At 65.7% G+C, this 25,004-nt stretch carries 17 protein-coding genes; 11 read left to right on the forward strand and 6 right to left on the reverse strand.

Features of this window, described 5'->3' with window-relative positions:
* The first annotated feature begins 248 nt into the window (after positions 1–248).
* The 4 genes from FG99_RS33120 (at position 249) to FG99_RS29625 (ending at position 8,609) form a co-directional block, all read left to right on the forward strand.
* Positions 249–6,674, forward strand: coding sequence for a two-partner secretion domain-containing protein (locus FG99_RS33120; protein ID WP_051879417.1), 6,426 nt, complete (start codon positions 249–251; stop codon positions 6,672–6,674).
* Positions 6,675–7,579: 905 nt separating this feature from the next.
* Complete coding sequence (locus tag FG99_RS32360; RefSeq protein ID WP_141766190.1) at positions 7,580–7,882, forward strand: hypothetical protein; 303 nt, start codon at positions 7,580–7,582, stop codon at positions 7,880–7,882.
* A 186-nt stretch (positions 7,883–8,068) separates the two neighbouring features.
* Positions 8,069–8,251, forward strand: a complete 183-nt coding sequence (locus FG99_RS32670) for a hypothetical protein (protein WP_043273783.1) — start codon at positions 8,069–8,071, stop codon at positions 8,249–8,251.
* Between the two features lie 145 nt (positions 8,252–8,396).
* Positions 8,397–8,609 carry a TonB-dependent receptor gene (locus FG99_RS29625; protein ID WP_009620064.1) on the forward strand — a complete coding sequence of 71 codons (213 nt, stop codon included), beginning with the start codon at positions 8,397–8,399 and terminating at the stop codon, positions 8,607–8,609.
* Positions 8,610–8,622: 13 nt separating this feature from the next.
* Here FG99_RS29625 and FG99_RS29630 read toward each other — a convergent pair whose 3' ends face one another.
* Positions 8,623–9,582 carry a DMT family transporter gene (locus tag FG99_RS29630; RefSeq protein ID WP_201773759.1) on the reverse strand — a complete coding sequence of 320 codons (960 nt, stop codon included), beginning with the start codon at positions 9,580–9,582 and terminating at the stop codon, positions 8,623–8,625.
* A gap of 89 nt (positions 9,583–9,671) precedes the next feature.
* On the opposite strand from FG99_RS29630, the gene FG99_RS29635 reads away from it, so the two are divergent.
* The 6 genes from FG99_RS29635 to FG99_RS29660 all read left to right on the forward strand — a co-directional run bounded on the left by FG99_RS29635 (position 9,672) and on the right by FG99_RS29660 (position 17,156).
* Positions 9,672–10,541 carry a LysR family transcriptional regulator gene (locus FG99_RS29635; RefSeq protein WP_043273784.1) on the forward strand — a complete coding sequence of 290 codons (870 nt, stop codon included), beginning with the start codon at positions 9,672–9,674 and terminating at the stop codon, positions 10,539–10,541.
* Positions 10,542–10,677: 136 nt separating this feature from the next.
* Positions 10,678–11,568, forward strand: a complete 891-nt coding sequence (locus FG99_RS29640) for an SPFH domain-containing protein (RefSeq protein ID WP_009620067.1) — start codon at positions 10,678–10,680, stop codon at positions 11,566–11,568.
* A gap of 844 nt (positions 11,569–12,412) precedes the next feature.
* Positions 12,413–13,807, forward strand: a complete 1,395-nt coding sequence (locus tag FG99_RS29645; protein WP_043273785.1) for an amino acid permease — start codon at positions 12,413–12,415, stop codon at positions 13,805–13,807.
* Between the two features lie 35 nt (positions 13,808–13,842).
* Positions 13,843–15,225, forward strand: a complete 1,383-nt coding sequence (locus FG99_RS29650) for an NAD(P)/FAD-dependent oxidoreductase (protein WP_043273787.1) — start codon at positions 13,843–13,845, stop codon at positions 15,223–15,225.
* A 12-nt stretch (positions 15,226–15,237) separates the two neighbouring features.
* On the forward strand, positions 15,238–15,588 hold the full coding sequence (locus tag FG99_RS29655) for a cupin domain-containing protein (protein WP_043273788.1): 351 nt from the start codon (positions 15,238–15,240) through the stop codon (positions 15,586–15,588).
* 56 nt (positions 15,589–15,644) lie between these two features.
* Positions 15,645–17,156 (forward strand): CoA-acylating methylmalonate-semialdehyde dehydrogenase, encoded by a 1,512-nt coding sequence (locus FG99_RS29660; protein WP_043273789.1) that lies wholly within the window; start codon positions 15,645–15,647, stop codon positions 17,154–17,156.
* A gap of 57 nt (positions 17,157–17,213) precedes the next feature.
* Here FG99_RS29660 and FG99_RS29665 read toward each other — a convergent pair whose 3' ends face one another.
* The 4 genes from FG99_RS29665 to FG99_RS29680 all read right to left on the reverse strand — a co-directional run bounded on the left by FG99_RS29665 (position 17,214) and on the right by FG99_RS29680 (position 22,103).
* On the reverse strand, positions 17,214–18,662 hold the full coding sequence (locus tag FG99_RS29665) for a PucR family transcriptional regulator (protein ID WP_043273790.1): 1,449 nt from the start codon (positions 18,660–18,662) through the stop codon (positions 17,214–17,216).
* A gap of 432 nt (positions 18,663–19,094) precedes the next feature.
* Positions 19,095–19,901 carry a helix-turn-helix transcriptional regulator gene (locus tag FG99_RS29670; RefSeq protein ID WP_043273792.1) on the reverse strand — a complete coding sequence of 269 codons (807 nt, stop codon included), beginning with the start codon at positions 19,899–19,901 and terminating at the stop codon, positions 19,095–19,097.
* 105 nt (positions 19,902–20,006) lie between these two features.
* Entirely contained in the window at positions 20,007–21,239 is a 1,233-nt protein-coding gene (gene eutH / locus FG99_RS29675; protein WP_043273793.1) for an ethanolamine utilization protein EutH, read from the reverse strand.
* A 99-nt stretch (positions 21,240–21,338) separates the two neighbouring features.
* Positions 21,339–22,103 (reverse strand): SDR family NAD(P)-dependent oxidoreductase, encoded by a 765-nt coding sequence (locus FG99_RS29680; protein WP_043273794.1) that lies wholly within the window; start codon positions 22,101–22,103, stop codon positions 21,339–21,341.
* 329 nt (positions 22,104–22,432) lie between these two features.
* Between FG99_RS29680 and gabP the strand changes: the two genes are divergently transcribed.
* Entirely contained in the window at positions 22,433–23,845 is a 1,413-nt protein-coding gene (gene gabP, locus FG99_RS29685) for a GABA permease (protein WP_043273796.1), read from the forward strand.
* Between the two features lie 50 nt (positions 23,846–23,895).
* Here gabP and FG99_RS29690 read toward each other — a convergent pair whose 3' ends face one another.
* Positions 23,896–24,807, reverse strand: a complete 912-nt coding sequence (locus FG99_RS29690) for a DMT family transporter (protein ID WP_009620104.1) — start codon at positions 24,805–24,807, stop codon at positions 23,896–23,898.
* Positions 24,808–25,004: the final 197 nt, after the last annotated feature.

Genomic DNA, 25,004 nt, shown 5'->3' on the forward strand with positions numbered 1-25,004 from the left:
GCAGGTCTGTCCTGTCGGCGATCGGTCTGCTCCGTGGAGCAGCCCCGCAGGATGGGTTGAGCGAAGCGATACCCATCGCCACAGCCGCGTGCGAAGTGCGCCCTGGCGCACCTGGGGGCGGGGAGTTCCGCCAGGCGGCTTGATTCGGAAAAGGCTTACGCAAGGGGGCTGGAAACCCTCAAGGCCCCATGCCGAGTAGGGGAATAGAGTCCGCCGGGTCAACGATTACCCCGCGCGAGCCCCCCGATATGGACATCCGCCGCCCCCTCCACCAGGCCATCGCCAGCGCCCTGGCCGGCCTTCTGTTCCTCAATCCGATAGTCGCAGCCGCCGCCCAATTGGCGGTGGATGCGGCCGCCGGCGGCAACACGCAGATCGGCGCGGCGGGCAACGGCGTGCCCATCGTCAACATCGCCACGCCCAACGGCAGCGGTCTCTCGCACAATAAATTCAGCGACTACGGCGTTGGCCAGCAGGGCCTGATCCTCAACAACGCCACCGGCAAGACCCAGGGCACCCAGCTGGGCGGGATCATCCTCGGCAACCCCAACCTCAAGGGCCAGGCGGCGCAGAAGATCCTCAACGAAGTCACCGGCGGCAGCCCCTCGCAACTCAAGGGCTACACCGAAGTGGCCGGGCAGGGCGCCCACGTCATCGTCGCCAGCCCCCACGGCATCACCTGCAACGGCTGCGGCTTCATCAACCCCCCGCGCGCCACCCTCACCACCGGCAAGCCGATCCTGGCCGGCGAGCGCCTGCAGGGCTACGACGTCGACGGCGGCGAGATCGCCATCGAAGGCGCCGGGCTCAACGCCGGCAACCTCGACCAGTTCGAGCTGATCACCCGCAGCGCCAAGCTCAACGCCGACCTGTACGCCAGGCAGCTCACCGTGGTGGCCGGGCGCAACACAGTGGACGCGCAGACCCTGGCCGCCACCGCCAAGCCCGACGACGGCAGCGCCAAGCCGCAACTGGCCATCGACAGTTCCGCCCTCGGCGGCATGTACGCCAACACCATCCGCCTGGTCGGCACCGAACAGGGCGTGGGCGTGAAGCTGGCCGGCAACATGGCGGCCAGCGCGGGCGACATCCGCATCGACGCCAACGGCAAGCTGCAGCTGGCCCAGGTGGCGGCCAGCGGGGACCTGGCTCTGAAGGGCCAGGACGTGGCGCTGAACGGCCCGGCCTATGCCGGGGGCAGTGCCAGCGTGCAGGCCAGCGGTGCGCTGAGCAATGCGCAGAGCCTGGCGGCGGGCTCGACCATCGAGCTGAAGGCGAACCAGCTCAGCAACAGCGGCGTGATCGAGGCCGGCGTCAACGCCGACAACAGCCGCAACGCCCGCGGTGACGTGGCGATCGATGCGCAGAACCTGCGCAACAGCGGCAGCCTGATCGCCACGCGCCAGCTGCAGGCCCGCGCCGCCGTGCTCGACAACCGCAACGGCCAGATCGGCGGCCAGCATATCCACATCAGCGGCGGCGCCCTGGACAATCGCCTCGGCCTGTTCGCCGCCGAACAGAGCCTGCGCCTGGACCTGGCCAGCCTGGACAACCGCGAGCAGGGCCTGCTGAGCAGCCAAGGCGGGCTCACGGGACGCGTCGGCAGCCTGAACAACCAGCAGGGCGGCATCACGGCCCGGGCCGTCGAGCTGCAGGGCGACAGCCTCGACAACCGCGGCGGCCAACTGTACGCCGAGACCGAACTGGCGCTGGACCTCGGCGCCAACCTGGATAACCGCGGCGGGCGCCTGGAAGGCCAAGGCGTGCAGGTGCGCACCGCCAACCTGGACAACTCCGCCGGCGGCATCCTCAGCGGCGCCGGAGGCTTGCTGCAACTGGCCACCGGGCACTTCGACAACCGCGCCGGCATCGCCCAGGGCGCCGCGCTGCTGCTCGACGCCGACAGCATCGCCAACAGCGATGGGCACCTGGCAGCCACCCACGGCGACGCCCGGGTGAACAGCGCCGGCTTCGACAACCGTGCCGGCGGCCTCTTCGCCAGCCAGGCCCTGGCCCTGTATGCCGGCGACTTCCTCAACCACGGCGGCCAGGTCGGCGCCCGGGACATCGACTTCAGCCTGCGCGGTGCGCTGGACAACACTCTCGGCCTGATCGAGGCCGGCAACCAGCTCACTCTCACCGCCGCCGGCCTGTCCAACGCACAGGGCCGCGTGCGCGCCCTTGGCCAGCAGGGCGCCACGCGCCTGAGCATCGGCGGCCTGCTGGACAATCGCGAAGGCCTGCTGGAAAGCGCCGCTGCCGACCTGCTGCTCACCAGTGGCGACCTGCGCAACGACGACGGCAGCGTGCGCCACCTGGGCAATGGCGGGTTCGGCATCGACCTGGCGCAACTGGGCCTTGCGGGCGGCAGCTTCGTCACCAACGCCGCGCTGAACCTGAGCGCGGCCAGTTGGACTAACCGCAGCAGCCTGCAGGCGCGCGAACTGACCCTGGATATCGGCCAGCTGGAACAAGCGGCCGAGGGACGTCTACTGGCCAGCCAGGCCCTGCGCGGTACGGGTGGCGACTGGCGTAACGCCGGCCTGATCGCCAGCGACGGCGACCTGGCGCTGAACCTGGGTGGACGCTACAGCGGCAGCGGGCAACTGAGCAGCCTGGGCGAGCTCGGCCTCGATGCCGCCAGCCTTGCCCTCGATGGCAGCGCCAGCATCATCGGCGGTGGTGCCACCCGCATCAGCATTGGCGGCAGCCTGGACAACACCGGCCGCATCACCGCGGCCGGCGACTTGCTGCTCCGCGCAGCCAACCTGAACAACACCGGCACCCTCGGCAGCGCTGCCGGCCTGCGGATCGAGAGCGCGGACCTGCTCAACGAAAACGGCCTGCTGTTCAGCGGTGGTGACATGGCGCTGCGCGTGGAGCGCTTCGTCAACCGCTACGCCGACGTCTACAGCCTGGGCGCCCTGGACATCGCCGCGGACGACCGGCAAGGGCGCGCCCGTGTGGTGGAGAACCGTTCGGCCACCCTGGAGGCGCAGGGCGACCTGGCGATCGCCAGCGACAGCCTGAAGAACACCCAGGACAGCTTCCGTCTCGGGCAGAAGCTGATCTCCGGGGAAATCATCGTTCGCTGCTACGACTGCTCCGGCGACCACTACAACGTCGACTACATCGCCCGGGAGGTCTATGCCAGCGAGGTGCAGGAGGCATCCCCGGCCGCTTTCATCCAGGCCGGCGGCAACCTGCGGGTGGATGCCCAGGACTTCGAGAACACCGCGAGCACCCTGGCCGCCGGTGGCGACATCGCCATCAGCGCCAACAGCTTCGTCAACCAGGGCATCAACGGTGGCGAGAGCATCCGCACGCGGATATTCAACAGCGGCAGGGTCACCGACGGCACCGTCGAACGCTTCGTTGGCCATTACGTCCTGCCCTACAACCTGGCGAACAATGCCGATCCCTCGGTGTTCAGCTACTGGGACAACCTCATCGGCGGGCTCAACCAGGGCACGGTGACCCCCACTGAACTGGCCAACGGTCTGCTTCTGCACGTCTACCGCGACGCCAATGGCAACCTCCACCGGCCGATGCACGTGCCGGACTACCAGGCCAACCACTACGACCCGGACAACCTGCTGGAACTGCCGTCGGCGCTGTACGACCTCGGCTTCCTCAGCGACGTCTGGGAATACCGGCCGGGCGGCGCCACCTCCGCCAATGCCGTCATCCAGGCGGCCGGCGCGGTGCAGATCAGCGCCGGCGAGCTCCTGGACAATGGCGTCATCCACCCCGGCATTGCCTACGACGGCGGGGTGGCGCGGATCGAGGACGTTCAGGTCGACGGCCAGTCGCAACCCCTGGTCGCGGTGCTCAACCCACAGCTGCCGCCAGACCTCGCCCAGCAGGCGGTCAACCCCATCACCCTGCCGGGTTTCCGCCTGCCCCAGGGCGAGCATGGCCTGTTCCGGCTCAACGCCCCGGACAGCGGCCATCCCTACCTGATCGAAACCAACCCGGCGCTGGCCGGGCTCAAGCAGTTCCTCGGCTCCGACTACCTGCTGGCCCAGCTGGGCTACGACCCGGCCCAGGCGCAGCAGCGCCTGGGCGACGGCCTCTACGAACAGCGGCTGATCCGCCAGGCGCTGGTGGCGCGCACCGGCCAGCGCTTCATCGCCGGGCTGTCCAGCGACGAAGCGCTGTTCAGGTACCTGATGGACAACGCCATTGGCTACAAGGACCGCCTGGGCCTCAGCCTCGGCGTGGCCCTGAGCGCCGAGCAGGTGGCGGCGCTGACCCACGACATCGTCTGGCTGGAAGAGGCCGAGGTGAACGGCCGCAAGGTGCTGGTGCCGGTGCTCTACCTGGCTCAGGCCGAGCATCGTCTGGCACCCAACGGCGCGCTGATCCAGGGGCAGGACCTGGCGCTGATCAGTGGCGGCGAACTGAACAATGCCGGCACCCTGCGCGCCAGCAACGACCTCGGCGCCACTGCCGCCAACATCGGCAACAGCGGCCTGATGGAAAGCAACCGGCACCTGCAACTGCTGGCCACGCAAAGCATCCGTAACGCCGCCGGCGGCATCATCAGCGGGCGCGATGTCAGCCTCGCCGCGCTGACCGGCGATGTCGTCAACGAATGGACCCTGACCCAGGTGCAGGGCCAGGCCAGGGGCGCCAGCCTGCAGACCAGCCTGCTCGACAGCGCCGCTCGCATCGAGGCCGACGGTGACCTGTCGATCATCAGCGGGCGCGACCTGCTCAACCTGGGTGGCCAGCTGCAGGCCAAGGGCGACATCCAACTGCAGGCCGGGCGCGATGTGCTGATCGGCGCCGTCGAGTCCGTCGACAGCAACGCCCGCCAGGACAAGCGTCATAGCTGGGAACAGACCGAGGTCCGCCAGCACGCCGCCGGCGTCCAGGCCGGCGGTGACCTGCAGATCAGCGCCGGCCGCGATATCGGCGTGCTGGCCAGCCACCTGGAAGCCGGCGGCGACGCCAACCTGGCCGCCGCCGGCAACCTGCTGCTGGGCGCCGCGCAGGAGCAGAGCAGCCGCGAATACCACTACCGGCGCAGCGGCAAGAAGGTCGACAGCGAAGACAGCCGTGTCAGCCAGCGCGGCACGAGCCTGAACGCCGCCGGCGACGTCACCCTCAGCGCTGGCCAGAACCTGACCCTCGAAGCGAGCCAGGTCGGCGCCGGCAAGGAAGCCTTCCTGGTGGCTGGCGACAAGCTCCAGCTGCTGGCCGGTCATGACAGCGAACACTCGCTGTACCAGAAGCAGAAGAAGGGCAGCCTCGGCAGCAAGAGCTTCAAGCGCGACGAAGTCACCGACGTGAAGGCCGTGGGCAGCCAGGTCAGCGCCGGCGGCGACATCACCCTGCTCAGCGGCGGCGACCAGAAGTACCAGGCCGCCAGGCTGGAAAGCGGAAACGACATCGCCCTCGTCAGTGGCGGCAGCGTGACCTTCGAAGCGGTCAAGGACCTGCACCAGGAAAGCCACGAAAAGAGCAAGAGCGACCTGGCCTGGCAGTCCGCCAAGGGCAAGGGCCAGACCGACGAGACCCTGCGCCAGAGCCAGCTGATCGCCCAGGGCGAACTGGCGATCAAGGCCGTGGAAGGCCTGAAGATCGATATCAAACACATCGACCAGAAGAGCGTCGGGCAGACCATCGACGCCATGGTGCAGGCCGATCCGAATCTGGCTTGGCTGAAAGAGGCCGAGGCGCGGGGGGATGTGGATTGGCGGCGGGTGCAGGAGGTGCATGACTGCTGGGAGTACAGCAGTTCGGGCATTGGTACCGGAGCTGCAATTGCCATTGCCATCATCGTTGCTGCTGCAACTTACGGCGCTGCGACCGGCGCAATAGGTTCGGCCGCAGGAGCTGGGGCCGGTTCTGGAACTACGATGGCGGCTGCAGGTAGTGCCGCCATGGTTGAGGCTGGTGCTGCCGTTGGCACTGCTGCCGCAGGTTGGGGGAACGCCATGGCGGCGACTGCTATTTCTTCTGTCGCTGGAACTGGGGCTGCCAGTTTTGTTGGGAACAAGGGCGATCTGGGGCAAACACTCAAGGACATCACCAGTGAGGGCAGCCTGAAAGGTTATGCCGCTGCGGCACTCATCGCAGGACTCGGCGCTGGCTATACGGAGGGCTGGGGTAGGGAGTTGACTGCCGAGGGGAACTACAAACTGATCAGCTATGGAGACCGGATCAAGGCTTATGCTGCCAATACTGCACTAAAAGGCATCCTTAATGGGAGCGACAAGGATACGTGGCTGAGTATTGCTGCTACAGGGGCGTTGATGGAGTTGTATCAGTACTCGGTCGGACGAAGTCCGGACGTAAGGCCTGGTGTTGATCGTCCGACCGGTTCAGCCTTTGATAGTGATGCTGGTTTTGTTCCGATGGTTCTTGATCGAGAGGGGAAGAATATTGGGTTAAACCTGCCACTGGATGATCTTGCATGCTCCAGCTTTTACTCAATCTGTCATGGTACGCCGATAAGTAATTCTTTGAATCAAGTTCCAGGCTTTAACGCGTTTGCGACTTTGCATGATCAGTGGATGATAAGTTTGGAGGCATCTAAGGGAGGTGGGATGAGTATTATTGAGAACTTAGGGAGTATGCCGCCGGCAATGTTGGTTAACTATGGGGCCATGTATGATAAATACAGGGAGATGATAAAAGGTGTGCGTGATGTTTCCGGTGATTAGTAGGTTGATAACTGGTTTGCTCTTAATTTCTTCTATGCTGACCGGACTCTCTGGATGTCTGTCCTATGATGCTTGGGAGAAAAGCAGGGATACTTTGGTCGGAATGAAGTTTGATCCTGAAGCGTCATTAGTGGGAAAAGAGCGAATTTATTTTGTTAGGGGGGTTAGCAGCAGAAGGTCTGTCGACTATTCAAGGATTGAGAGTGGAGGAGTTCGCTATTATATAACTTATATGGTGCCGTTTTGTCGATATTCCATACTTGTTTCTCCTGATGGAATTATACGTTCATGGCGTCGTGAGTCTCTCGATAGAAAAAGCTGTTATGTTTATTAGAAGTAGTTGGCTGGGCAGAATTAAAGTGCAGGAAATAAAGCTTTCCCATTTTTCTTTTAGGTGTTATGAGGCTTGGAATGAAAAAATCTAAAAATGAGAGAGATGTATTTAAATGAAATTTCTTGCGTTTATGTATAGATATAGATTCATTGCTGTTGCCGTTATGGTGGGGTGCAGTGGATTGAACTCATTAAGATTTATAGGTGAGTGGAGTAATTTCTGGAGTGTTGTTGCTTCTCAGTGTCTATTTGGTCGAGGGTTTTACTGTTATATCGCAAATAAGCCTATTTATTATGGTCCTCAAGGAATGATTGAGGCTGACCATCCAAGGTCCATAAGGTTTTTGGCTGGAATTGGTGCGTTATCTATTTATCTATTTGTGTTCGCATTTAATGGCTACGGCAGGGAGTGGTGGTAAGTGTAAGGAAGAATGTTAATTTCTGCTTTATAAGGCTGGCGGGTTGATTTTGGTATGTTAAATGAATTTTGCTCGCTTGAGGTTTTAGTAAGTTTTTAGGTGTGATTGTGGCGGGAATGGGGATTTGGTGTCGCGTGGGTGAGAGCTATATAAATGGCTTGGCTTGATTTTCTTTATAAGTATAGGCTGGCTATTCTTTTTCTTATGCTGGCAAGTGGTGGGGTGAATTCTCTGAGGTTTATCGGGGAGTGGAAAGATTTTTGGGCTGCTATCACGGTTCAGGCGTTTTTTGGCCAGGGATTTTATTGTTACATTGCGAACAGGACTATTCGTTTGGCTCCAGGTGGTATCAAGAAAGGCTATCCGGGAGCGGTTAGGTTGTTAGTTGGTGGAGGTGCGTTTTTTATATATTTATTGATGTTTGCGTTTAATGGCTATGGCAGGGGTTTGTGGTAAGTGCCGGGAAGGGTGTTTGTTATTTTTTTGTGGTGTTGGTTGATGAGGTGAGAAGGGGGCGCAGGCCGAAAGGGGACAGATTTGAATGGCACTTACTTAAGCGCTAACTAATTGACTCAGAAAAGAAAGGCTGGTCTTGGTCTACGGTGATGGTTGCGAACACACCGAGCCCAAGGAGCCGCCCAGATGAATCCTAGGCGCCAGGCCGTCATTCATCAACAGCAGCGCGCCCGTCGGTATACATCGAATACGGACGCTTACGCCTTCTTCAACCTGCTAACCGGCCCTGAATTATTCGACCCTGTCGAGTTGCTGCTGCCGGTTCATCGGGAGCGCTTGTTCCCGCCGCCAGCCGCGAACACCAACTGATCGGCGAAGGCCAGCTGTACGGTCCCTTAGAGTTGTTCGACCGCCAGCACGAGCTGACCCTCGGCGCCAACTACGGCCGCTCGCACCTCAAGGCTGGCGCCGACACCATCGCCGCCAACGGCTACTACACGCCCTGGTGGACCTGATGGCCAGCTACGACATCGACAGCCACTGGAGCACGGCACTGAACCTGAACAACGTCACCGATCGCAAGTACCTGCTGTCGCTATACGAAAGCACCACTACCGCCAACTATGGCGCGCCGCGCAACCTCACCGCCTCGGTAAGCGGAGAGCTCTTTCTGTTTTCGGCAGCGGTGAGCAGGGTCATGAGAGCGGGTACAAAAACCAGGGATTGAGGATCGGCTGACATCAAGTCCGCTCCCTTTCCCCATTGCGCTCGGTGAACCAGATGGCAACGGCCATCACCGCGATGCCCGTCAACTGCAGAGCACCCAGGCGCTGCCCGTAGAACAGCCAGTCGATGACGATGGCCACGGCCGGGTAGATGAACTGGTAGACCGCGATCCTGTCGGTGTTCAGGCGCGCCATGCCGGCGTACATCAGCGAATAGGCGAGCCCGGTGTGGATCAGCCCCAGGCCTGCCAGCCAGGCCCAGGAGGCGCCCCATTGCGGCCAGCCGTGGAGCATGGGCCACGCCAGCAGGACCAGCGTTCCGATCGCGCACTGCCACCAGGCGAGGATGCCGGCCGACATGTGCCTTAGCCGCCGGGCGACGATGGTGACGCAGGCGGTGCAGAAGGCGCCGACCAGGCAGAACGCCACGCCCCACCAGTAGCTCGCGGGGTAGGCCTGGTCCGCGCCGAACAGCGAAAGGTGCTCCAGTATGCCGGTCGCCAGCACCAGGCCGGCCATGGCGACGAGCACCGATACCACGCGTCGCTTGGCAATCGGCTCCTTCAGATACCAGGCACCCAGGATCAGCACCCACAGCGGCTGCACATGGAAGAGCACCGTGGCCACGCCTGCGGAGGTGTGCTCGATGGCGGCGAAGAACAGGCCCCAGGCCAGCACCATCAGGCCGCCCGCCGCGAGCAGCGCGAAGGTCGCCTTCCTGCCCGGGAGCAGGCCGCGCAACTGGCGGCGACAGGCTGCCCAGAGCGTCAGCCCCAGCAGGCCGAAGGCGCAGCGGAACCAGGTCGCGGTCAGCGGATCGGCGCCGGACTGGTGCAGGAAGAGGCCGATGGTGCCCAGGACGACGCTGCCCAGTACGAAGGGCAGCGTTCCGCCGGTGACGTCGGAATGGACGTGTGCGGCTTGCTGGCTGAAAGGCGAAGCCTGCGGCCCCGCCATTTGTTCATGTGCGTTCATACGGCGAGTGTGGGGCTGGCCCGTTGGAACGAGAAGCGCATAATGCCGCATGCAAATATTCGATAAACGAATGGAAAGGGCCGATCAAGATGATGCCGCGTGACCTGCAGCTGGACTGGCTGAAGTGCTTCGTTTCCGTGGTCGATGCGGGCTCGCTGTCGAACGCGGCGGGCGAGGTGCATCGTTCGCAATCGGCGGTCAGCATGCAGCTGAAGAAACTGGAAAGCGCCCTGGGCCGGCAACTGCTGGTGCGCGGCCCGCGCAGCCTGCAGCTGACCGCGGACGGCCAGACGCTGCTGGGCTTCGCCCGCCGCATGCTCGACCTGCACGCCGAAGCCCAGGCCGCCTTCCATGGCGAGGAACTCAGCGGCCGGGTTCGTCTTGGCGTGCCCGACGATTACGCGGCCAAGTACCTCACGCCGGTGCTCAAGCGTTTCGCCCAGCGCTATGGCAGCGTGGAAATCGAACTGAACTGCGAGCAGTCGACGGCGCTCATCCCGCGGGTAGCCAGCGGCGATCTGGACCTGGCGCTGGTTTCCCGCGACCACTCCCGGCGCGGAACGCTGCTGTTCCACGAACCCATGGTCTGGGTGGGTTCGCCGCAGTTCGAGCTTTGGCGGCGCGACCCGCTGCCGATCGCGGTCTACGAGAGCACGAGCCTCGCACGGCGCAGCGCGATCAATTCCCTGGCGCTGCAGGGCCGGCGCTACAAGGTGGTGTACAACAGCTCCAGCCTCGCCGGGCAGCTCGCCGCGGTGGAGAGCGGCCTGGCGGTGGCGGTGCTGACGCAATGCAGCGCCCCCGATCACTTGCAGATACTGGGCGTCGAGCAGGGGCTCGGCCCGCTGGAGCCCATGGAGGTCGCCGTCTATCGAAGCCGCGCTTCCCAGGGCTCCAAGGCCGTGGATAGCCTGCGGAGCCTGTTGATCAGGACGTTGAGGTTGTCGAGCGAGGGTTGAAGGATTGCTGGTGGAGTTCGCCTCCTTCGGGGCGAGCGACATTCGACGCTGGTGCCGGCCCAGGTCGATCCGCTAGGCTTGCCGCTCCCGGCGCAGGTGCCGGGCCCCAGGAACGCCACTTTCAAGGAGATGCCCCATGGCGAACATTCCCCAGGCGCTGCCGCGCGCCTTTCCCCTGAAACTCGTCGCCGGCGGCCTGATCGGCCTGCTGGTGCTGGTCGCCGTGGGCGGCTCGTTCTACACCATCGACGAGAAGGAGCGCGGCGTGGTGCTGCGCAACGGCAAGCTGGTGGACGTGGCCGAGCCCGGGCTGGGCTGGAAGGTGCCGTTCATCGAGACGGTGAAGACCCTGTCGATCCAGAACCACACCAGCCGCTACGAGCAACTGCAGGCCTACAGCCGCGACCAGCAGAGCGCGGCGCTGGTTGTCTCGGTGTCCTGGCACGTGACGCCGGACGAGGTGGCGAAGGTCTACTCCGGCTACGGCGACCTGCAGGGGCTGGTGGACCGTCTGATCAGCCGCCAGGTGCCGACCCAGGTGGAAAACGTCTTCGGCCGCTATACGGCGATCCAGGCGGTGCAGAACCGGGGGCAGTTCGTTGCCGACGTGGCCACCGCGGTCAAGGCCGCGGTCAAGGGCCCGGTGGTGATCGACGGCGTGCAGGTGGAGAACATCGACTTTTCCGACGCCTACGAACGCTCCATCGAGGAGCGCATGAAGGCCGAGGTGGCGATCCAGACCCGCCAGCAGAACCTCGCCACCGAGCAGGTGCAGGCGCAGATCCAGGTCACCCAGGCGCAGGCCGAGGCCGACTCCAAGCTGGCCCAGGCCAAGGCCGACGCCGAGGCCACCCGCCTGCGCGGCCAGGCCGAGGCCGATGCCATCCGCGCCAAGGCCGAGGCCCTGGCCTCGAACCAGAACCTCATCGAACTGACCAAGGCCGAACGCTGGGACGGCAAGCTGCCGGAAACCATGCTGCCGGGCTCGACGCTGCCGTTCATCGATGTGAATCGCGCACGTCCCTGATCCTGGCATCGGTTCTTCGTGGGGCCGGGCCCGGTGGGGTCGGCGCCAACCTGTAGGAACAACTGTCTGCGCCGAGGCGCTTTCCGTAGGATGGGTTGAGCTTGCGAAACCCATGCGGTTGCACTGATGGGTATCGCTTCGCTCAACACCATCCTACGAAAAGCCATGCTCGCTACGTTCGTGTGTCCCTGGAACTGGACTGTGTTCCGTGCCGAGGTTGAGATCGGAGTGGAGGGCCGCGGAAGAGCACCCTCTCCCCAGCCCTCTCCCGCAAGCGGGAGAGGGGGCTGCCCGGCATGCTCGGGGAGTTCGGCACCACAACCTGTAGGAGCGGGCCCTGCCCGCGATTTCGCGCGCTGGCGCGCTCCTACATGCTGTCCGGGAGAGCGTAGCGGATCTCATCCGCGAATCGCGCCGGAGCTTCCGGCCATCGCGGACAAGGTTCGCTCCTGCCATACGGGTGGGCACGGCTTCTCGTAGGAGCGAGCTTGCTCGCGAACACACTTCACTGCGCTGCTCATTCACGAGCAAGAGCCAGGCGTCCCCTCGACCCTACGAAGAGGCGATCTGCCTGCCTCCACCGAGCCTGGCAGATAGTCCGCATTCGATGGTCGGTGATGGCTGCGTTGATGGTGTAGGCGCCGCCTCCGCAGATGCCGATGGCGCCGATGCGATCGGCATCTGCGGAGGGTTGGGCCAACCTCTCCAGCCCCCGCGTCCCCCTTCATACATTTGTCTAGCGCCACTGCCCGTCCCTTGGATTTTGTCGATGTTCAGCCCCGCCAGAGGTCCCTAACCTTCTGAAAAGGCAGCGTTGATTACCAATAATAAAAGGAGACGACCAGTGCCTATTCAGACAGAACACGACCCGCGCCTGAAGCGTGCGCTCAAGACGCGGCACATCAGCATGCTGGCCCTGGGCGGCGTCATCGGCGCCGGGCTTTTCGTGGGCTCCAGCGCGGTCATCGCCTCGACCGGGCCCGGCGCTTTCATCACCTATGCCATCACCGGGCTGATCGTCGCGCTGGTGATGCGCATGCTCGGCGAGATGGCCGCCGCGCATCCCGCCAAGGGCTCCTTCGTCGATTACGCGAGGCTGGCCTTCGGCCGTCCGGCCGGGTACATGACCGGCTGGCTGTACTGGTACTTCTGGGTGATCGTGGTGGGCTTCGAGGCCGTGGTCGGCGGCCAGATCATCAACGGCTGGTTCCCGGACATCCCGGTATGGGCCATCGCCCTGGGGCTGATGGTGGGCATGACGCTGCTGAACCTGATGTCGGTGCACTCCTTCGGCGAGGCCGAGTACTGGTTCGCCGGCGTCAAGGTCGCGGCCATCGTCGTGTTCCTGGTCGTCGCCGGGGCCTATGCCTTCCGGCTGTGGCCGGGCTCCACCGCCAGCTTCGGCAACCTCACCGAGCATGGCGGGTTCCTGCCCCACGGCGTGACGTCGCTGTTCACCGGGGTGGTGGTGGTCATCTTCTCCATGACCGGCGTGGAAGTCGCCACCCTCGCCGCGGCGGAGTCCGAGAACCCTTCGCGCAACATCCGCAAGGCCGTCAATACCGTGATGCTGCGCATCCTGGTGTTCTTCGTCCTGGCGACCTTCTTCATCGTGGTCGCGCAGCCGTGGACCGAGATCAAGGCCGGCAAGTCGCCGTTCGTGGCCACCCTGGAGCACATCGGCATTCCCGGCGCCGGCCACATGCTGACTGCGGTGATCCTGGTGGCGGTGTTGTCGGTGCTCAATGCCGGGCTCTACACCTCGTCGCGCCTGCTGTACGTGCTGGCCTCCAACGACGAGGCGCCGCGCTGGATCGCCGGGGTGAGCCGCAAGGGCGTGCCGGTGCGCGGCGTCATCGCCTCCACCCTGGTGGGCTATGGCTGCGTGGTCATCGCGGCGCTCTGGCCCGATACCGTGTTCCAGTTCCTGATCAACTCCTCCGGCACCGTCTTCCTGTTCGTCTACCTGATGATCTGCCTGTCGCAGCTCAAGCTGCGCCGCAGATGGGTGGAGGAGGGCAGCCTGAAGTTCGCGATGTGGGGCCACCCCTGGCTGCCGCTGCTGGTGACCGCGTCGATCGTGGCGGTGCTGGTGAGCATGGCCTTCGACCCCTCAATGCAGATCAGCCTGCTGCAGTGCCTGATCGCCATCGCCGCGATCGCTGCCTCCTACGCGCTGGTGCGGCTGTCCCGCTGCCGCCGGCAAGCCGCCGTGCTACCCGCACGCAGCGCTTCGTAGCCCCCACCCATGGCCGTCAATTGGAAGCCAACCCCATGACCGCAAAATTCGATCTGACCCAGTTACCCAACAAGCCGCTCTGGTTCGAACAAGGCCCGGTCCGCGCTGCGCTGGAGGGCACCACGGACGCTGATGTCGTCATCGTCGGCGCGGGGTACACCGGCCTGTGGACGGCCTACTACCTGCTCAAGAGCGACCCCTCCCTGCGTGTGGTGCTGCTGGAGAAGCGCGAAGTCGGTTTCGGCGCCTCCGGACGCAACGGGGGCTGGGCCTCGGCGATTTTCCCGATCTCGCTGTCCCGCGTGGCCGAGATGTATTCCCACGATGCCGCGCTGAAGCTGCAGCTGGCCATGAACGACACGGTGGACGAGATCGGCCGGGTGCTGGCGCTGGAAGGCGTCGACGCCGACTACGCCAAGCAGGGCTTCCTCTCCCTGGCCCGCAGCGCGCCGCAACTGGCCCGTGCGCGGGCGGCGGTGGAAGGCTCGGCGCGCTTCGGGCTGCCGGAGCAGTGGCAACTGCTCGATGGCGCCCAGGCCGGCGCCAGGGTCGGCGCCGAAGGCACGCTGGGCGGGCTCTATACCGAGCATTGCGCGCTGATCCACCCCGGCAAGCTGGTGCGTGGCCTGGCGCGGCTGGTGGAGACGATGGGCGCGACCATCCACGAGCATTCCGCCGTCACCGAGTTTGCCGAGGGCGTGGTGCGCACCGGGCGTGGTTCGGTGCGCACGAAGTTCACGGTGCGCGCCACCGAGGCGTTCACCTCGCAGCAACCCGGGCACTCGCGCTTCGTCATCCCGCTGTATTCGCTGGTGCTGGCGACGGAGCCGCTGCCCGCCGAGCTGAGACGCAGGCTGGGGCTCGACCACCGCCTGGCCTTCAACGACATGCGCCACCTTCGCGTCTACGGGCAGGTCACGGCCGAGGGGCGGCTGGTTTTCGGCGGCCGCGGCGCGCCGTATCGCCTGGGCTCCCGGATCACCGAGGAGGCCGACCTGGTGGACGGCATCCACGCGAAGATCCACCAGACGCTGCTGGAATTCTTCCCGGACCTGGCCGATGCGCGCATCACCCACCGCTGGGGCGGCGCGCTGGGCGTGGCCCGCGACTGGTGCCCGACGGTGAGCATCGACCGGAAGAAACGCATCGCCTGGGCCGGCAACTACGTGGGCGATGGCGTCGCCACCAGCAACCTGGCGGGGCGCATCCTGCGCAACCTGATCCAGGGCCGCGACGAGGCGATCAACGCCTTGCCCCTGGTCAACCACCGCTCCCCGTCCTGGGAGCCCGAGCCGCTGCGCTGGCTGGGTGTCAACAGCGGGCTCGCCGCAGCCTCGCTGAGCGACATCGAAGAGCGCATCACCCATCGTCCATCCCGCACCGCGATGTTGCTCGAGAAGCTGACAGGTGCGCATTAACAGGAGTACGCCGTGACCACTTTCACGATCATCAAGTCCGCCGCCATCCAGTCCCTGCCCCTGAGCCCCGCCGGCCAGCGCGCCGGGGCGGACAAGGGCGACCCGCAGATCGCCATCCAGCAACTGGCGCCCGAGGCGACCGGCAACCTCGGCGTCTGGGAATGCCAGCCCGGCGGCTGGCCGGTGATCGAGCGCCCCGACACCGAGTTCACCTACATCATCTCCGGTAAGGCGCTGCTCACCGATAGCGGTAGCGGCGAGGTGGTGGAAGTGACTGGTGGCGATCTGATCATCTTGCCTCCGGGTTGGACAGGGCGCTGGGACGTGCTGGAGACCGTGCGCAAGGTGTACGCGATCTACTGATTCTGCAAGGTGGTGGCTGAGCGCTACCGCTGTTATCCCTTGATGTGAGAAAGACAATGACCCAAACCATCATGAATTGGATCTCCGGCGCCCAGGTACAGGCTACCAGCGGACAGCAACTGCCGGTCTACAACCCGGCCACCGGCGTCGTCACCGGCCAGGTGCAACTGGCCAGCCACGCCGACGTGGACGCGGCGGTGGCTGCCGCCAAGGCCGCCTTCCCGGCCTGGAGCAATCTCTCGCCGCTGCGCCGCTCGCGGGTGCTGAACCGCTTCCTGGCCCTGCTCAACGAGCACCGCGACGAACTGGCCCGGCTGATCACCGCCGAGCACGGCAAGGTGTTCACCGACGCCCAGGGCGAAGTCACCCGCGGCATCGAGATCGTCGAATTCGCCTGCGGCGCGCCGCAACTGCTGAAGACCGACTTCACCGACCAGGTCAGCAGCAACATCGACAACTGGACGCTGCGCCAGCCGCTGGGCGTGGTGGCGGGCATCACGCCGTTCAACTTCCCGGTGATGGTGCCGATGTGGATGTTCCCCGTGGCCCTGGCCACCGGCAATACCTTCGTGCTCAAGCCCAGCCCGATCGACCCCAGCCCGAGCCTGTTCATCGCCGAGCTGCTCAAGCGGGCCGGCCTGCCCGACGGCGTGTTCAACGTGGTGCAGGGCGACAAGACGGCGGTCGACGCGCTGCTCGAACATCCCGACGTGCAGGCCATCTCGTTCGTTGGCTCCACGCCCATCGCCAACCACATCTACGAGACCGGCGCGCGCCACGGCAAGCGCGTCCAGGCCCTGGGCGGGGCGAAGAACCACCTGGTGGTCATGCCCGATGCCGACATCGACCAGGTGGTGGATGCGCTGATCGGCGCCGCCTACGGCTCGGCCGGCGAGCGCTGCATGGCCATCAGTGTGGCGGTCTTCGTCGGCGACGAGACCGCCGAGAAGGTCATGCCGAAACTGATCGAACGCACCCGCGCGCTCAAGGTGCTCGAGGGCAGCAACCTGGCGGCCGAGATGGGGCCGATCGTCACCCGTGCGGCGCTCGAACGCATCACCGGCTACATCGAGCAGGGCGTCCGGGAAGGGGCGACGCTGCTGGTGGACGGCCGTGGCTTCGACGGCGAGGCGGCGGGCGAGGGCTGCGGTGACGGCTTCTGGCTGGGCGGAACGCTGTTCGATAACGTCACCCCCGACATGCGCATCTACCGGGAAGAAATCTTCGGCCCGGTGCTGGCGTGCCTGCGCGTCAAGGACTTCGCCGAGGCGGTGCAGCTCATCAATGACCACGAGTTCGGCAACGGCGTGAGCCTCTACACCCGCGACGGCCACATCGCCCGCGAGTTCGGCCGGCGCATCCAGGTGGGCATGGTCGGCATCAACGTGCCGATCCCGGTGCCGATGGCCTGGCACGGTTTCGGCGGCTGGAAGAAGAGCCTGTTCGGCGACATGCATGCCTATGGCGAGGAGGGTGTGCGCTTCTATACCAGGCAGAAGAGCATCATGCAGCGCTGGCCGCAGGCCATCGCCAAGGGGGCCGAGTTCGCGATGCCGACCAGCGACTGAGGCTGGCGGCGAGTGGGCTCCGACGGCCCCGCACCCCAGGTGCGGGGCCGTTTGCATTCAAGGGGTATGGTCGAACAGCTCGGTGTTCTTCGCGGCCTGGAGCGCGATCCAGAAGCGTGCGATGCCGTTGGTGGAGGTGGGCTTGAGGCCCGTCAGCTGCTCGACGAGCTTCAGCCGGTAGACCAGGGTCTGGCGGTGGATGCCCAGGTCGAAGGCGGTGGCCTTCCAGTTCCCGTCGTTTTCCAGGAAGGCCAGCAGCGTGGGCAGCAGCGCGGCGCCCTGGGTTCGGTCGTGCTCGATCAGCGGGCCCAGGTAGCGCCCCACCAGCGCCCGGGCTTCGGCGAGGGACTTCGGCGCCATGATCAGGCCGGTCTCCGCCTCGCCATAGCGCAGCACGCCGGCCTCCACTTCCTGCGCCTGGGCCAGGGCCAGGCGCGCCTGCCTGACGCTTTCGCGAAAGCCCGTCGCCGCTGCGATCGGCCCGCTCACGCCGATCACGGTGCCCTCGCCGAGATTGCTGCGCAGGGCATCGAATAGCTCGTTGTCGTCGCGGCTGATCGCCAGCAGCAGGCCCTTGTCGTTCAGCAGCAGGGGGCTGGCCTGGTGCAGGGCGGGCGCCTGGTGCAGTTCGTCCGGCCCCCAGGGCCCGTTGCCACCCGGCTTGATCGCAAGGCACACCAGGGTGCCGAGCAGGCCCCGTTGTTCCAGGAGGGGGCGGGCGAGGCTGAACTCCGTCTCGCCTTCCAGCAGGCTGCGCAGCAGCGCCGAGCCCTCTTCGCGCTGCTGGTCGCGGTGGATCATCAGGCGTTCCAGCTCGACGCCGAGCAGGCCCACCAGCGAACGTACCAGGAGGGGGTCGTCCAGCATTCTTTCGCCCTTGCGGGCCATGACCAGGTTGGCCCGCGCCCGCCCGGCGATGGGTATCCGTTCCAGCCGCTCCGGGGGCGGCCTGCGGGCCGAGCGGGTTTCGACGATGTCGACGCCGCTGACCGCGTCCTCGATCGCCAGGTACATGTCCAGCGTGGCGGCCAGGATCGAAAGGCGGCCGGCCATGTCGGGCTCCTTGCGCAGGGCTTCGGCGTAGGTCTGGAACAGCCGCTCGCTGGCATTGAAGCGCTCGCGCTGGGCCTGCAGCACGCTTTCGATCACATGGTGGGACAGCTTGACGAACTCGAGCTCGAAGCTGCCGCGGAGAACGGGGAACAACAGGCGATCGGCCGCCGCCAGCAGCTCGTCCGACAGCGCCGGGGCGTCGTCACGGGGCGCGACTACCAGTGCGCTGGCGTTGCTCTGCACCAGTTGCTCCAGCCAGGCGACCTGCTCCTGCGCTGCTTCGGGCAGGCCAACGCCGGTGGTCATGACCAGGTCGCCCGGGGAAACCCAGCGCCACGGGTCCGGCAGGTCGACGGCATGGGCCCAGGTGATCAGCCTGCCGGTGCCGGCGAGGCCGGCGACCGCCTGCAGTTTCAGCAGCTCGATCTCGATCAGGTCTTGCACGGTGAGCATGGGGGCCTCTTGTTTCGACGCGGGCGGGATGCCGTTCATTATCCGGAGTTATCCGGGGGCGCCTAGCTCTCTCTTGTCATTCTTGTGAGCGTGGAGTGATGGGGTTGAGGTTGGAGCGGAGGTTCGCAGAAGAGCACCCTCACCCCAGCCCTCTCCCGGAGGGAGAGGGGGCCGTTCGGAGTGGGCGGGGAGTCCGGAGTCATCCTGGGACTCCTGTATCCACCGTCGGCCGTGCCACCGAGGCGTTCGGCGTGGTCGGTGGGCCCAATCGCGGACGGAGTCCGCTCCTACGGCCGTGCTTCCCTGGAACCGTAACACTCTTGCCGGCTACGAAACCCATGCGGTGGCGGTGATGGGTATCGCTTCGCTCAACCCATCCTACGGGGCTTCCCTGGAGCCAAGGAGCGGACTCTGCCAGCAGGGCAAACGCCGCTACCTCGCCGACTGCGCGATATAGCCGATGAACAACCGGAACAGGTCCGAGTTGCTGGAGATTTCCAGGCGCTGGTAGATGTTGTGCTTGTGGACCTTCACGGTGCCTTCGGAGATGCCCAGCAGGTGGGCGATGGAGGCGTTGCTGTGGCCTTGCAGGATGAGCTTGGCGATGTAGCGCTGGGCGTCGGTCAGCTGGCCCTGGAGGATGTCGACGAAGGCGCTCTCCAGTTCGCTTTCGGGCGCTTCCGTGGTGGCTTCGGCGGGCTTCAGGGCGGTGCGCCAGTGCAGTTCCCAGGCCGCGGCTATCACTGGCGCCAGGGCTTCCAGGTGCTGGACTTCCTTTGGTGCGAAGGGGCCGTGGTCCTCGGCCTTCATCAGCGAGAAGACGAGGGCCGTGCGCGGCTGCAGGTGGATGATGTAGCCGATCTCCTCGACCTGGGTGCCGTGGGTGGACGACACGCAGGGGTGGAGGTCGCGGGAGATGGCGAAGCCGGAGGAGAAGAAGCTGTCCGGCGCCAGGTCGCTCATGCGCCACAGGCCGGCCGGGTGGCGGTTCATGCTGGCCACGTAGAAGGGGTCGAGCAGGTAGCCGCCGCGGGAATAGGCCTCCAGGGTCTTCGCCGACACCTGGCCGTTGTAGCCGTCGTGCAGCAGCTGCGCGTTGCGGTCGAAGCGGAACAGGTAGCCGCAGCTCATGTCGAAGCCGACCTTGCCGTCCAGCAGCGAGCCGATGGCGTGCCCCAGCTTGTCGGTGCCGACGGCGGCCATCAGGTCCGCCAGCTTCTTCGCGTCTTGGCTGTTCATGGAGGGCTGCGTCGCCTGTCTTGAGCCGGTGTTGTCGCGCCGGCGCGGGGCCGGCGGGTGCCTGGGCCTGGCAGGGGCGCTGCGGGGCGCCCCTGCGCGGGTGCGTCAGGACAGTCCGGTCGAGGCGCGCAGTGCGTCCTGCGGTGCTTCCTGGCTGCCCAGCTGCTGCGCCTTGGGCACCGCCAGCCAGTAGGCCAGGAGCATGCCGATCAGGCCACCGCCGAGTTTTCCAATGATCAGCGGCAGGATCAAGCTCGGCTGGAAGTTGGCGGAGTAGGCCAGGTGGTCGCCGAAGGTGAAGGCCGCGCTCACCGCGAAGGCGATGACCAGCACCTTGTCCTTGGGCGGCATGTCCGCCACCAGGCGGAACATGGCGAGGATGTTGGCCGACGCCGCGAGGATGCCCGCCGCGCCCACCGGCGACAGGCCCAGGTGCGAGGCCACGCGCTCGATGGGGCGGGAGAGGAAGCGCTTGATCAGGTAGACCATCGGGAAGGCGCCGCAGAGCATGATGCCCACGTAGCCGGAGATCTCCAGCGCGCGGAACTGGTCCTGCTTGTCGGCGATGATGGGGGCGAAGCCCCAGCTGCCGAAGTTGGCGGTGAAGAAGCCGGTGAAGTACTCGACGATGGACGCCACCAGGATCAGCGTGACCGCCGCGTACATGATGCTGCCCAGCTTGAGGAACAGCCGCACCATCAGCCCCGGCACGTAGCGCAGCGCGGCGGCCAGGGCGATGCAGAAGAGAATCTGCGGCAGCAGGTTGCGCAGCAGCATCGGCAGGTCGAAGTGCAGCTGCAGGGTGGCGGCGCCGCTGGTGGCGATGTCCGGGCGCACGCCCAGGCCCAGCAGCTGCATGCCCATGGCGATGAGCACGATGCTGATGGGGATGCTCAGCAGCCCGGCCATGATGCCCAGGGCCATGTACTTGTGGTCGGCCTTGGCGAGCATGGCCAGGCCCACGGGGATGACGAAGATGATGGTCGAGCCGGACTGGAAGCCGGTGATCAGCCCGAGTATCCAGCCTTCCGGGTCGTGGGCCAGGGCCTGCGCCAGCTGGTAGCCGCCCAGGTCGGAAGCGATGAAGATCGCCCCGGCGATGCCCGGGTCGGCGCCCAGCGCGGTGAACAGCGGGCCCACGTAGTGGCTGATGAAACTGGAGATGAAGGGGATCGCCGCCATGATGCCGGCGACCGGGATGAAGATCGGGCCGATGCTGTGCAGGCCGGCGTTGAACTCCTTGCCCAGCTCCGACTCGGCGTCGAGGATGGAGGCGATGGCGCCGACCACGGCGCAGGCCATGATGAGGTAGATGACGTACGTGCCGATGTTTTCCATTAGCTGCCTCTGTCTCTTGTAGGTTTCTTGTCTATTGGCAGAGCTAAGTGTCTTGCGAGCCGGGCGTTGTTGTTGGTCTGGGCGCGCGGCTCGGGCCGGTCAGGCCGCGGTGTAGGCGTTGTCGACGAACAGGTGGGCGCCGTTGACGAAGCTGGCGTCGTCGCTGGCCAGGAACAGCGCCGCCGAGGCCACCTCGCGCGGGTCGCACAGGCGGCCCTGCATGGCGCGCAGCGCCTCGTCGGAAACCTCGGTGCCGAATTCGCGCAGCAGGTCCAGCTCGCGGCGGCCGTGGGCGGTGCCGATGAAGCCGGGGCAGATGGCGTTGCTGCGGATGTTGCGGTCGCGGAACTCCACCGAGATCGCCCGGGCGAACATGTGGCAGGCGCCCTTGGTGGTGCAGTACAGGACCTCCATGGGAGTGCCGACCACGCCGGAGATGGACGAGGTGCAGATGATGCTGCCGCCGCCGGCCTCGATCATCTTCGGCAGCACGGCGCGGGTCACCAGGAACATGCTCTTCACGTTGATGTTCATCAGCCGGTCCCAGTCGCTCTCGCGGGTTTCCAGGAAGGGCCCGACGTGGATGGTGCCGGCGTGGTTCATCAGCACCGTGATGGCGCCGAAGCGTTCCTCCACCTGGGCCACCGCGCGCTCGACCTGCTCGGCGACGGAGACGTCGGTGGGCACGAAGAGGGCCGTGCCGCCGGCGGCGTTGATCCGCTCGGCCACCGCCTTGCCGTCGCTGTGCGGAAGGTCGAGCAAGGCGACCTTGGCGCCTTCGCGGGCGAAGAGTTCGGACGCGGCCAGGCCGCAGCCGCCCGCGCCGCCGGTGATGAGCGCCACTTTGCCGTTCAGTCGTCCCATGGGTATCTCCTGCTTGTTGTTGGTGTGGGATTGCCGTGGGGCTCCACGCTAGGGACGGGCCTTGTGGGTGTCCATATGCCGGCGGATATACGCTGGCCTATGTCTTTGTTTCAAAAGAAATAAAAGTCATTTTTCCGATGGGCGGAAAGTGCCGCGCGGGGAGGGCGGCGACGCTGCGTTGCGGCCGTCGCTGTCGGGCCTGGTCAAGGAAGCGGCGCGCTGGAACAACTGCCCGGCAGCGCACGTGAACTAGCTTGGCTTCGCGCAATGCGGCCCTGGCTGGCGGCATTGGGCTCGGACATGACAAGAACAACGAAGAAGGCCTCAGGATGACAACGACAAGAACGCAAATCCGCAATGGCGAGCTTGCGCAAGGCTTCAAGCCGCGGCACGTCACCATGCTTTCCATCGCCGGCGTGATCGGCGCGGGATTGTTCGTAGGCTCGGGGCACGCCATCGCGGCTGCCGGCCCCGCCGCCATAGTGGCTTATGTGCTCGCCGGCACCCTGGTGGTGCTGGTCATGCGCATGCTGGGGGAAATGGCCGTGGCCAGCCCCGACACCGGCTCCTTCTCCACCTATGCCGACCAGGCCATCGGCCGCTGGGCCGGCTTCACCATCGGCTGGCTGTACTGGTGGTTCTGGGTGCTGGTGATCCCCATCGAGGCGATCGCCGCTGGTGTGGTGCTGAACAACTGGTTCCCGCAGGTGGAGTCCTGGTTCTTCGCCCTGGCGATGACCGTGCTGCTGACCCTGACCAACCTGTTCAGCGTGGCCAAGTACGGCGAGTTCGAGTTCTGGTTCGCCATGCTCAAGGTGATCGCCATCGTGCTGTTCATCGCCCTGGGCGCCGTGGCCCTGGCCGGCGGCCTGCCGGGCCGCGAGGTGAGCGGCCTTTCGCAGCTGATGGCGAGCAACGGCGGCTTCATGCCCAATGGCTGGACAGCGATCATCGGCGCGCTGCTGACCACCATGTTCAGCTTCCTCGGCACCGAGGCGGTGACCATCGCCGCCGCCGAGTCGGGCAACCCGGCGAAGAACATCGCCAAGGCCACCCGCTCGGTGATCTGGCGCATCTGCGTGTTCTACCTGCTGTCGATCTTCGTGATCATTTCCGTGGTGCCCTGGAACGACCCGCTGCTGCCGGTGCAGGGCTCCTACCAGCGCGCGCTGGAGGTGATGCACATCCCCTACGCGAAGTTCCTGGTGGACATGGTGGTGCTGGTGGCGGTGGCCAGTTGCCTGAACTCGTCGATCTACATCTCCTCGCGGATGATCTTCTCCCTGGCCAAGCGCTCCGACGCACCGGCCTTCATCCGTCGCACCTCGGCAGCCGGCGTGCCGCGGGCGGCGGTGATCGCCAGCACCGTCATCGGCATGCTGACCACGGCGGTGAACTTCTTCGCCCCGGCCCAGGTGTTCGCCTTCCTGCTGGCCAGCTCCGGCTCCATCGCGCTGCTGGTATACCTGGTCATCGCCTTCTCGCAGCTGCGCATGCGCTCGATCCTGCAGCGGCGCAACGCCGAGATAGCCTTCAAGATGTGGCTGTTCCCCTGGCTGACCTGGGCGGTGATCGGCTTCATCGTGTTCGCCCTGGGCGTGATGTTCGTGATGCCGGAGCACCGCCTGGAGGTGACTTCCACCCTGGCGCTGGCAGTGGTCATCCTGCTGCTCGGTAACCTCACCGCGCGCCGGCACGCCACGGCGGCCGCGCGTTCCGGCACGGTGGAGCAGGGCGCCTGAGGCCCGCGTAGAAAGCGACGGGAGTCCGGGGCCGGCCTCCCGTCGTCGCGTCAGTGCACAGTGGATTGGGACAGCTTGCTGCGAGCCGAGAGGAGGGTGGCGAAGATGATCAGCGCCGCCCCCAGCAGCATGCGCAGCGAGGGTTGCTCGCCGAACAGCAGCCAGGCGCAGGCGATGGCGTAGACCGGCTCCAGCGCGATGATCATGCCCGCGCTGCGGGCTTCCAGCGCATCCAGACTCTTGACGAACAGGTACTGCGCCAGGCCCGTGCAGAAGATGCCCAGCAGCGCCAGGTAGACCCAGTCCGCCGGCAGCAGCGCGTGGTGGGCGAGGTGCGTCAGGGCGAAGGGCGAAACCAGCACGGCGACGGTCAGGTTCTGCCAGAAGGCCACTTGCATGGCGTCCATGCCGCGCGTGGCGCGCCGGTTGGCGATCGCCAGCAGGGCGAACGACAGGCCCGAGCCCAGGCCCCAGAGCAGGCCCAGGGTGCCCTGGTCCGCCAGGTCGAACGACGGCACCACCAGCACCAGCCCCGCCGTGGCCATCAGCAGCAGGCAGGCTTCGCCGAAGCCGATCCGCTCGCGGAACACCGCCAGGTCCAGCAGGGCGATGAAGGCCGGGAAGCTGGCGAAACCGAGGGTCGCGACCGCGACGCCGCCGACCTTGACCGCGATGAAGAAGCTTACCCAGTGCGAAGTCAGCAGCGCCCCGGTCAGCGCCAGCACGCCGATCTTGCGCCAGCCCAGGCCACGCAGCAGCGGGCGCCGCTGCAGCTGGGCGACGGCGCCCAGGGCGACGATGGCGAAGGCGGCGCGGCCGTAGGTGATGACGCTGGCGTCGGCCTGGATCAAGGCGCCGAGGATACCGGTCAGGCCGAACAGTACGGCGGCGACGTGGGCCACCAGCAGGGCGTTGCGGTGCGCCGAGGCGCAAGTTGTGTGGGGGAGGTCGGATGTAAGCATGGCAGTGATTCTTCAAAAATGGTGTGCGCGCCGCTGCGCCGTGCGCAACGGTTGGGTGTCTGGTCGAGAAGGTTGTGTGTGGTGAGCGGCACGGGCCGACACCGACGGCGATGCAGCATTGAGAAGCTCTTCCGTGAGCCGTGCTGTTCGTTCGCCGCCCTGGATGGGTGGCGCCCCCGGCGCCGGGCGGCGCAGGG

The sequence above is a fragment of the Pseudomonas sp. AAC genome (assembly GCF_000725445.1).
Classification (GTDB): Bacteria; Pseudomonadota; Gammaproteobacteria; order Pseudomonadales; family Pseudomonadaceae; genus Pseudomonas; species Pseudomonas citronellolis.

What these genes read in the sequence shown, in the direction of transcription:
- FG99_RS33120 (WP_051879417.1), top strand. Translation starts at nt 249, where the DNA reads ATGGACATCCGCCGCCCCCTCCACCAGGCCATCGCCAGCGCCCTGGCC.
- FG99_RS32360 (WP_141766190.1), top strand. Translation starts at nt 7,580, where the DNA reads ATGGCTTGGCTTGATTTTCTTTATAAGTATAGGCTGGCTATTCTTTTT.
- FG99_RS32670 (WP_043273783.1), top strand. Translation starts at nt 8,069, where the DNA reads ATGAATCCTAGGCGCCAGGCCGTCATTCATCAACAGCAGCGCGCCCGT.
- FG99_RS29625 (WP_009620064.1), top strand. Translation starts at nt 8,397, where the DNA reads ATGGCCAGCTACGACATCGACAGCCACTGGAGCACGGCACTGAACCTG.
- FG99_RS29630 (WP_201773759.1), bottom strand. Translation starts at nt 9,582, where the DNA reads ATGAACGCACATGAACAAATGGCGGGGCCGCAGGCTTCGCCTTTCAGC.
- FG99_RS29635 (WP_043273784.1), top strand. Translation starts at nt 9,672, where the DNA reads ATGATGCCGCGTGACCTGCAGCTGGACTGGCTGAAGTGCTTCGTTTCC.
- FG99_RS29640 (WP_009620067.1), top strand. Translation starts at nt 10,678, where the DNA reads ATGGCGAACATTCCCCAGGCGCTGCCGCGCGCCTTTCCCCTGAAACTC.
- FG99_RS29650 (WP_043273787.1), top strand. Translation starts at nt 13,843, where the DNA reads ATGACCGCAAAATTCGATCTGACCCAGTTACCCAACAAGCCGCTCTGG.
- FG99_RS29660 (WP_043273789.1), top strand. Translation starts at nt 15,645, where the DNA reads ATGACCCAAACCATCATGAATTGGATCTCCGGCGCCCAGGTACAGGCT.
- FG99_RS29665 (WP_043273790.1), bottom strand. Translation starts at nt 18,662, where the DNA reads ATGCTCACCGTGCAAGACCTGATCGAGATCGAGCTGCTGAAACTGCAG.
- FG99_RS29670 (WP_043273792.1), bottom strand. Translation starts at nt 19,901, where the DNA reads ATGAACAGCCAAGACGCGAAGAAGCTGGCGGACCTGATGGCCGCCGTC.
- eutH (WP_043273793.1), bottom strand. Translation starts at nt 21,239, where the DNA reads ATGGAAAACATCGGCACGTACGTCATCTACCTCATCATGGCCTGCGCC.
- FG99_RS29680 (WP_043273794.1), bottom strand. Translation starts at nt 22,103, where the DNA reads ATGGGACGACTGAACGGCAAAGTGGCGCTCATCACCGGCGGCGCGGGC.
- gabP (WP_043273796.1), top strand. Translation starts at nt 22,433, where the DNA reads ATGACAACGACAAGAACGCAAATCCGCAATGGCGAGCTTGCGCAAGGC.
- FG99_RS29690 (WP_009620104.1), bottom strand. Translation starts at nt 24,807, where the DNA reads ATGCTTACATCCGACCTCCCCCACACAACTTGCGCCTCGGCGCACCGC.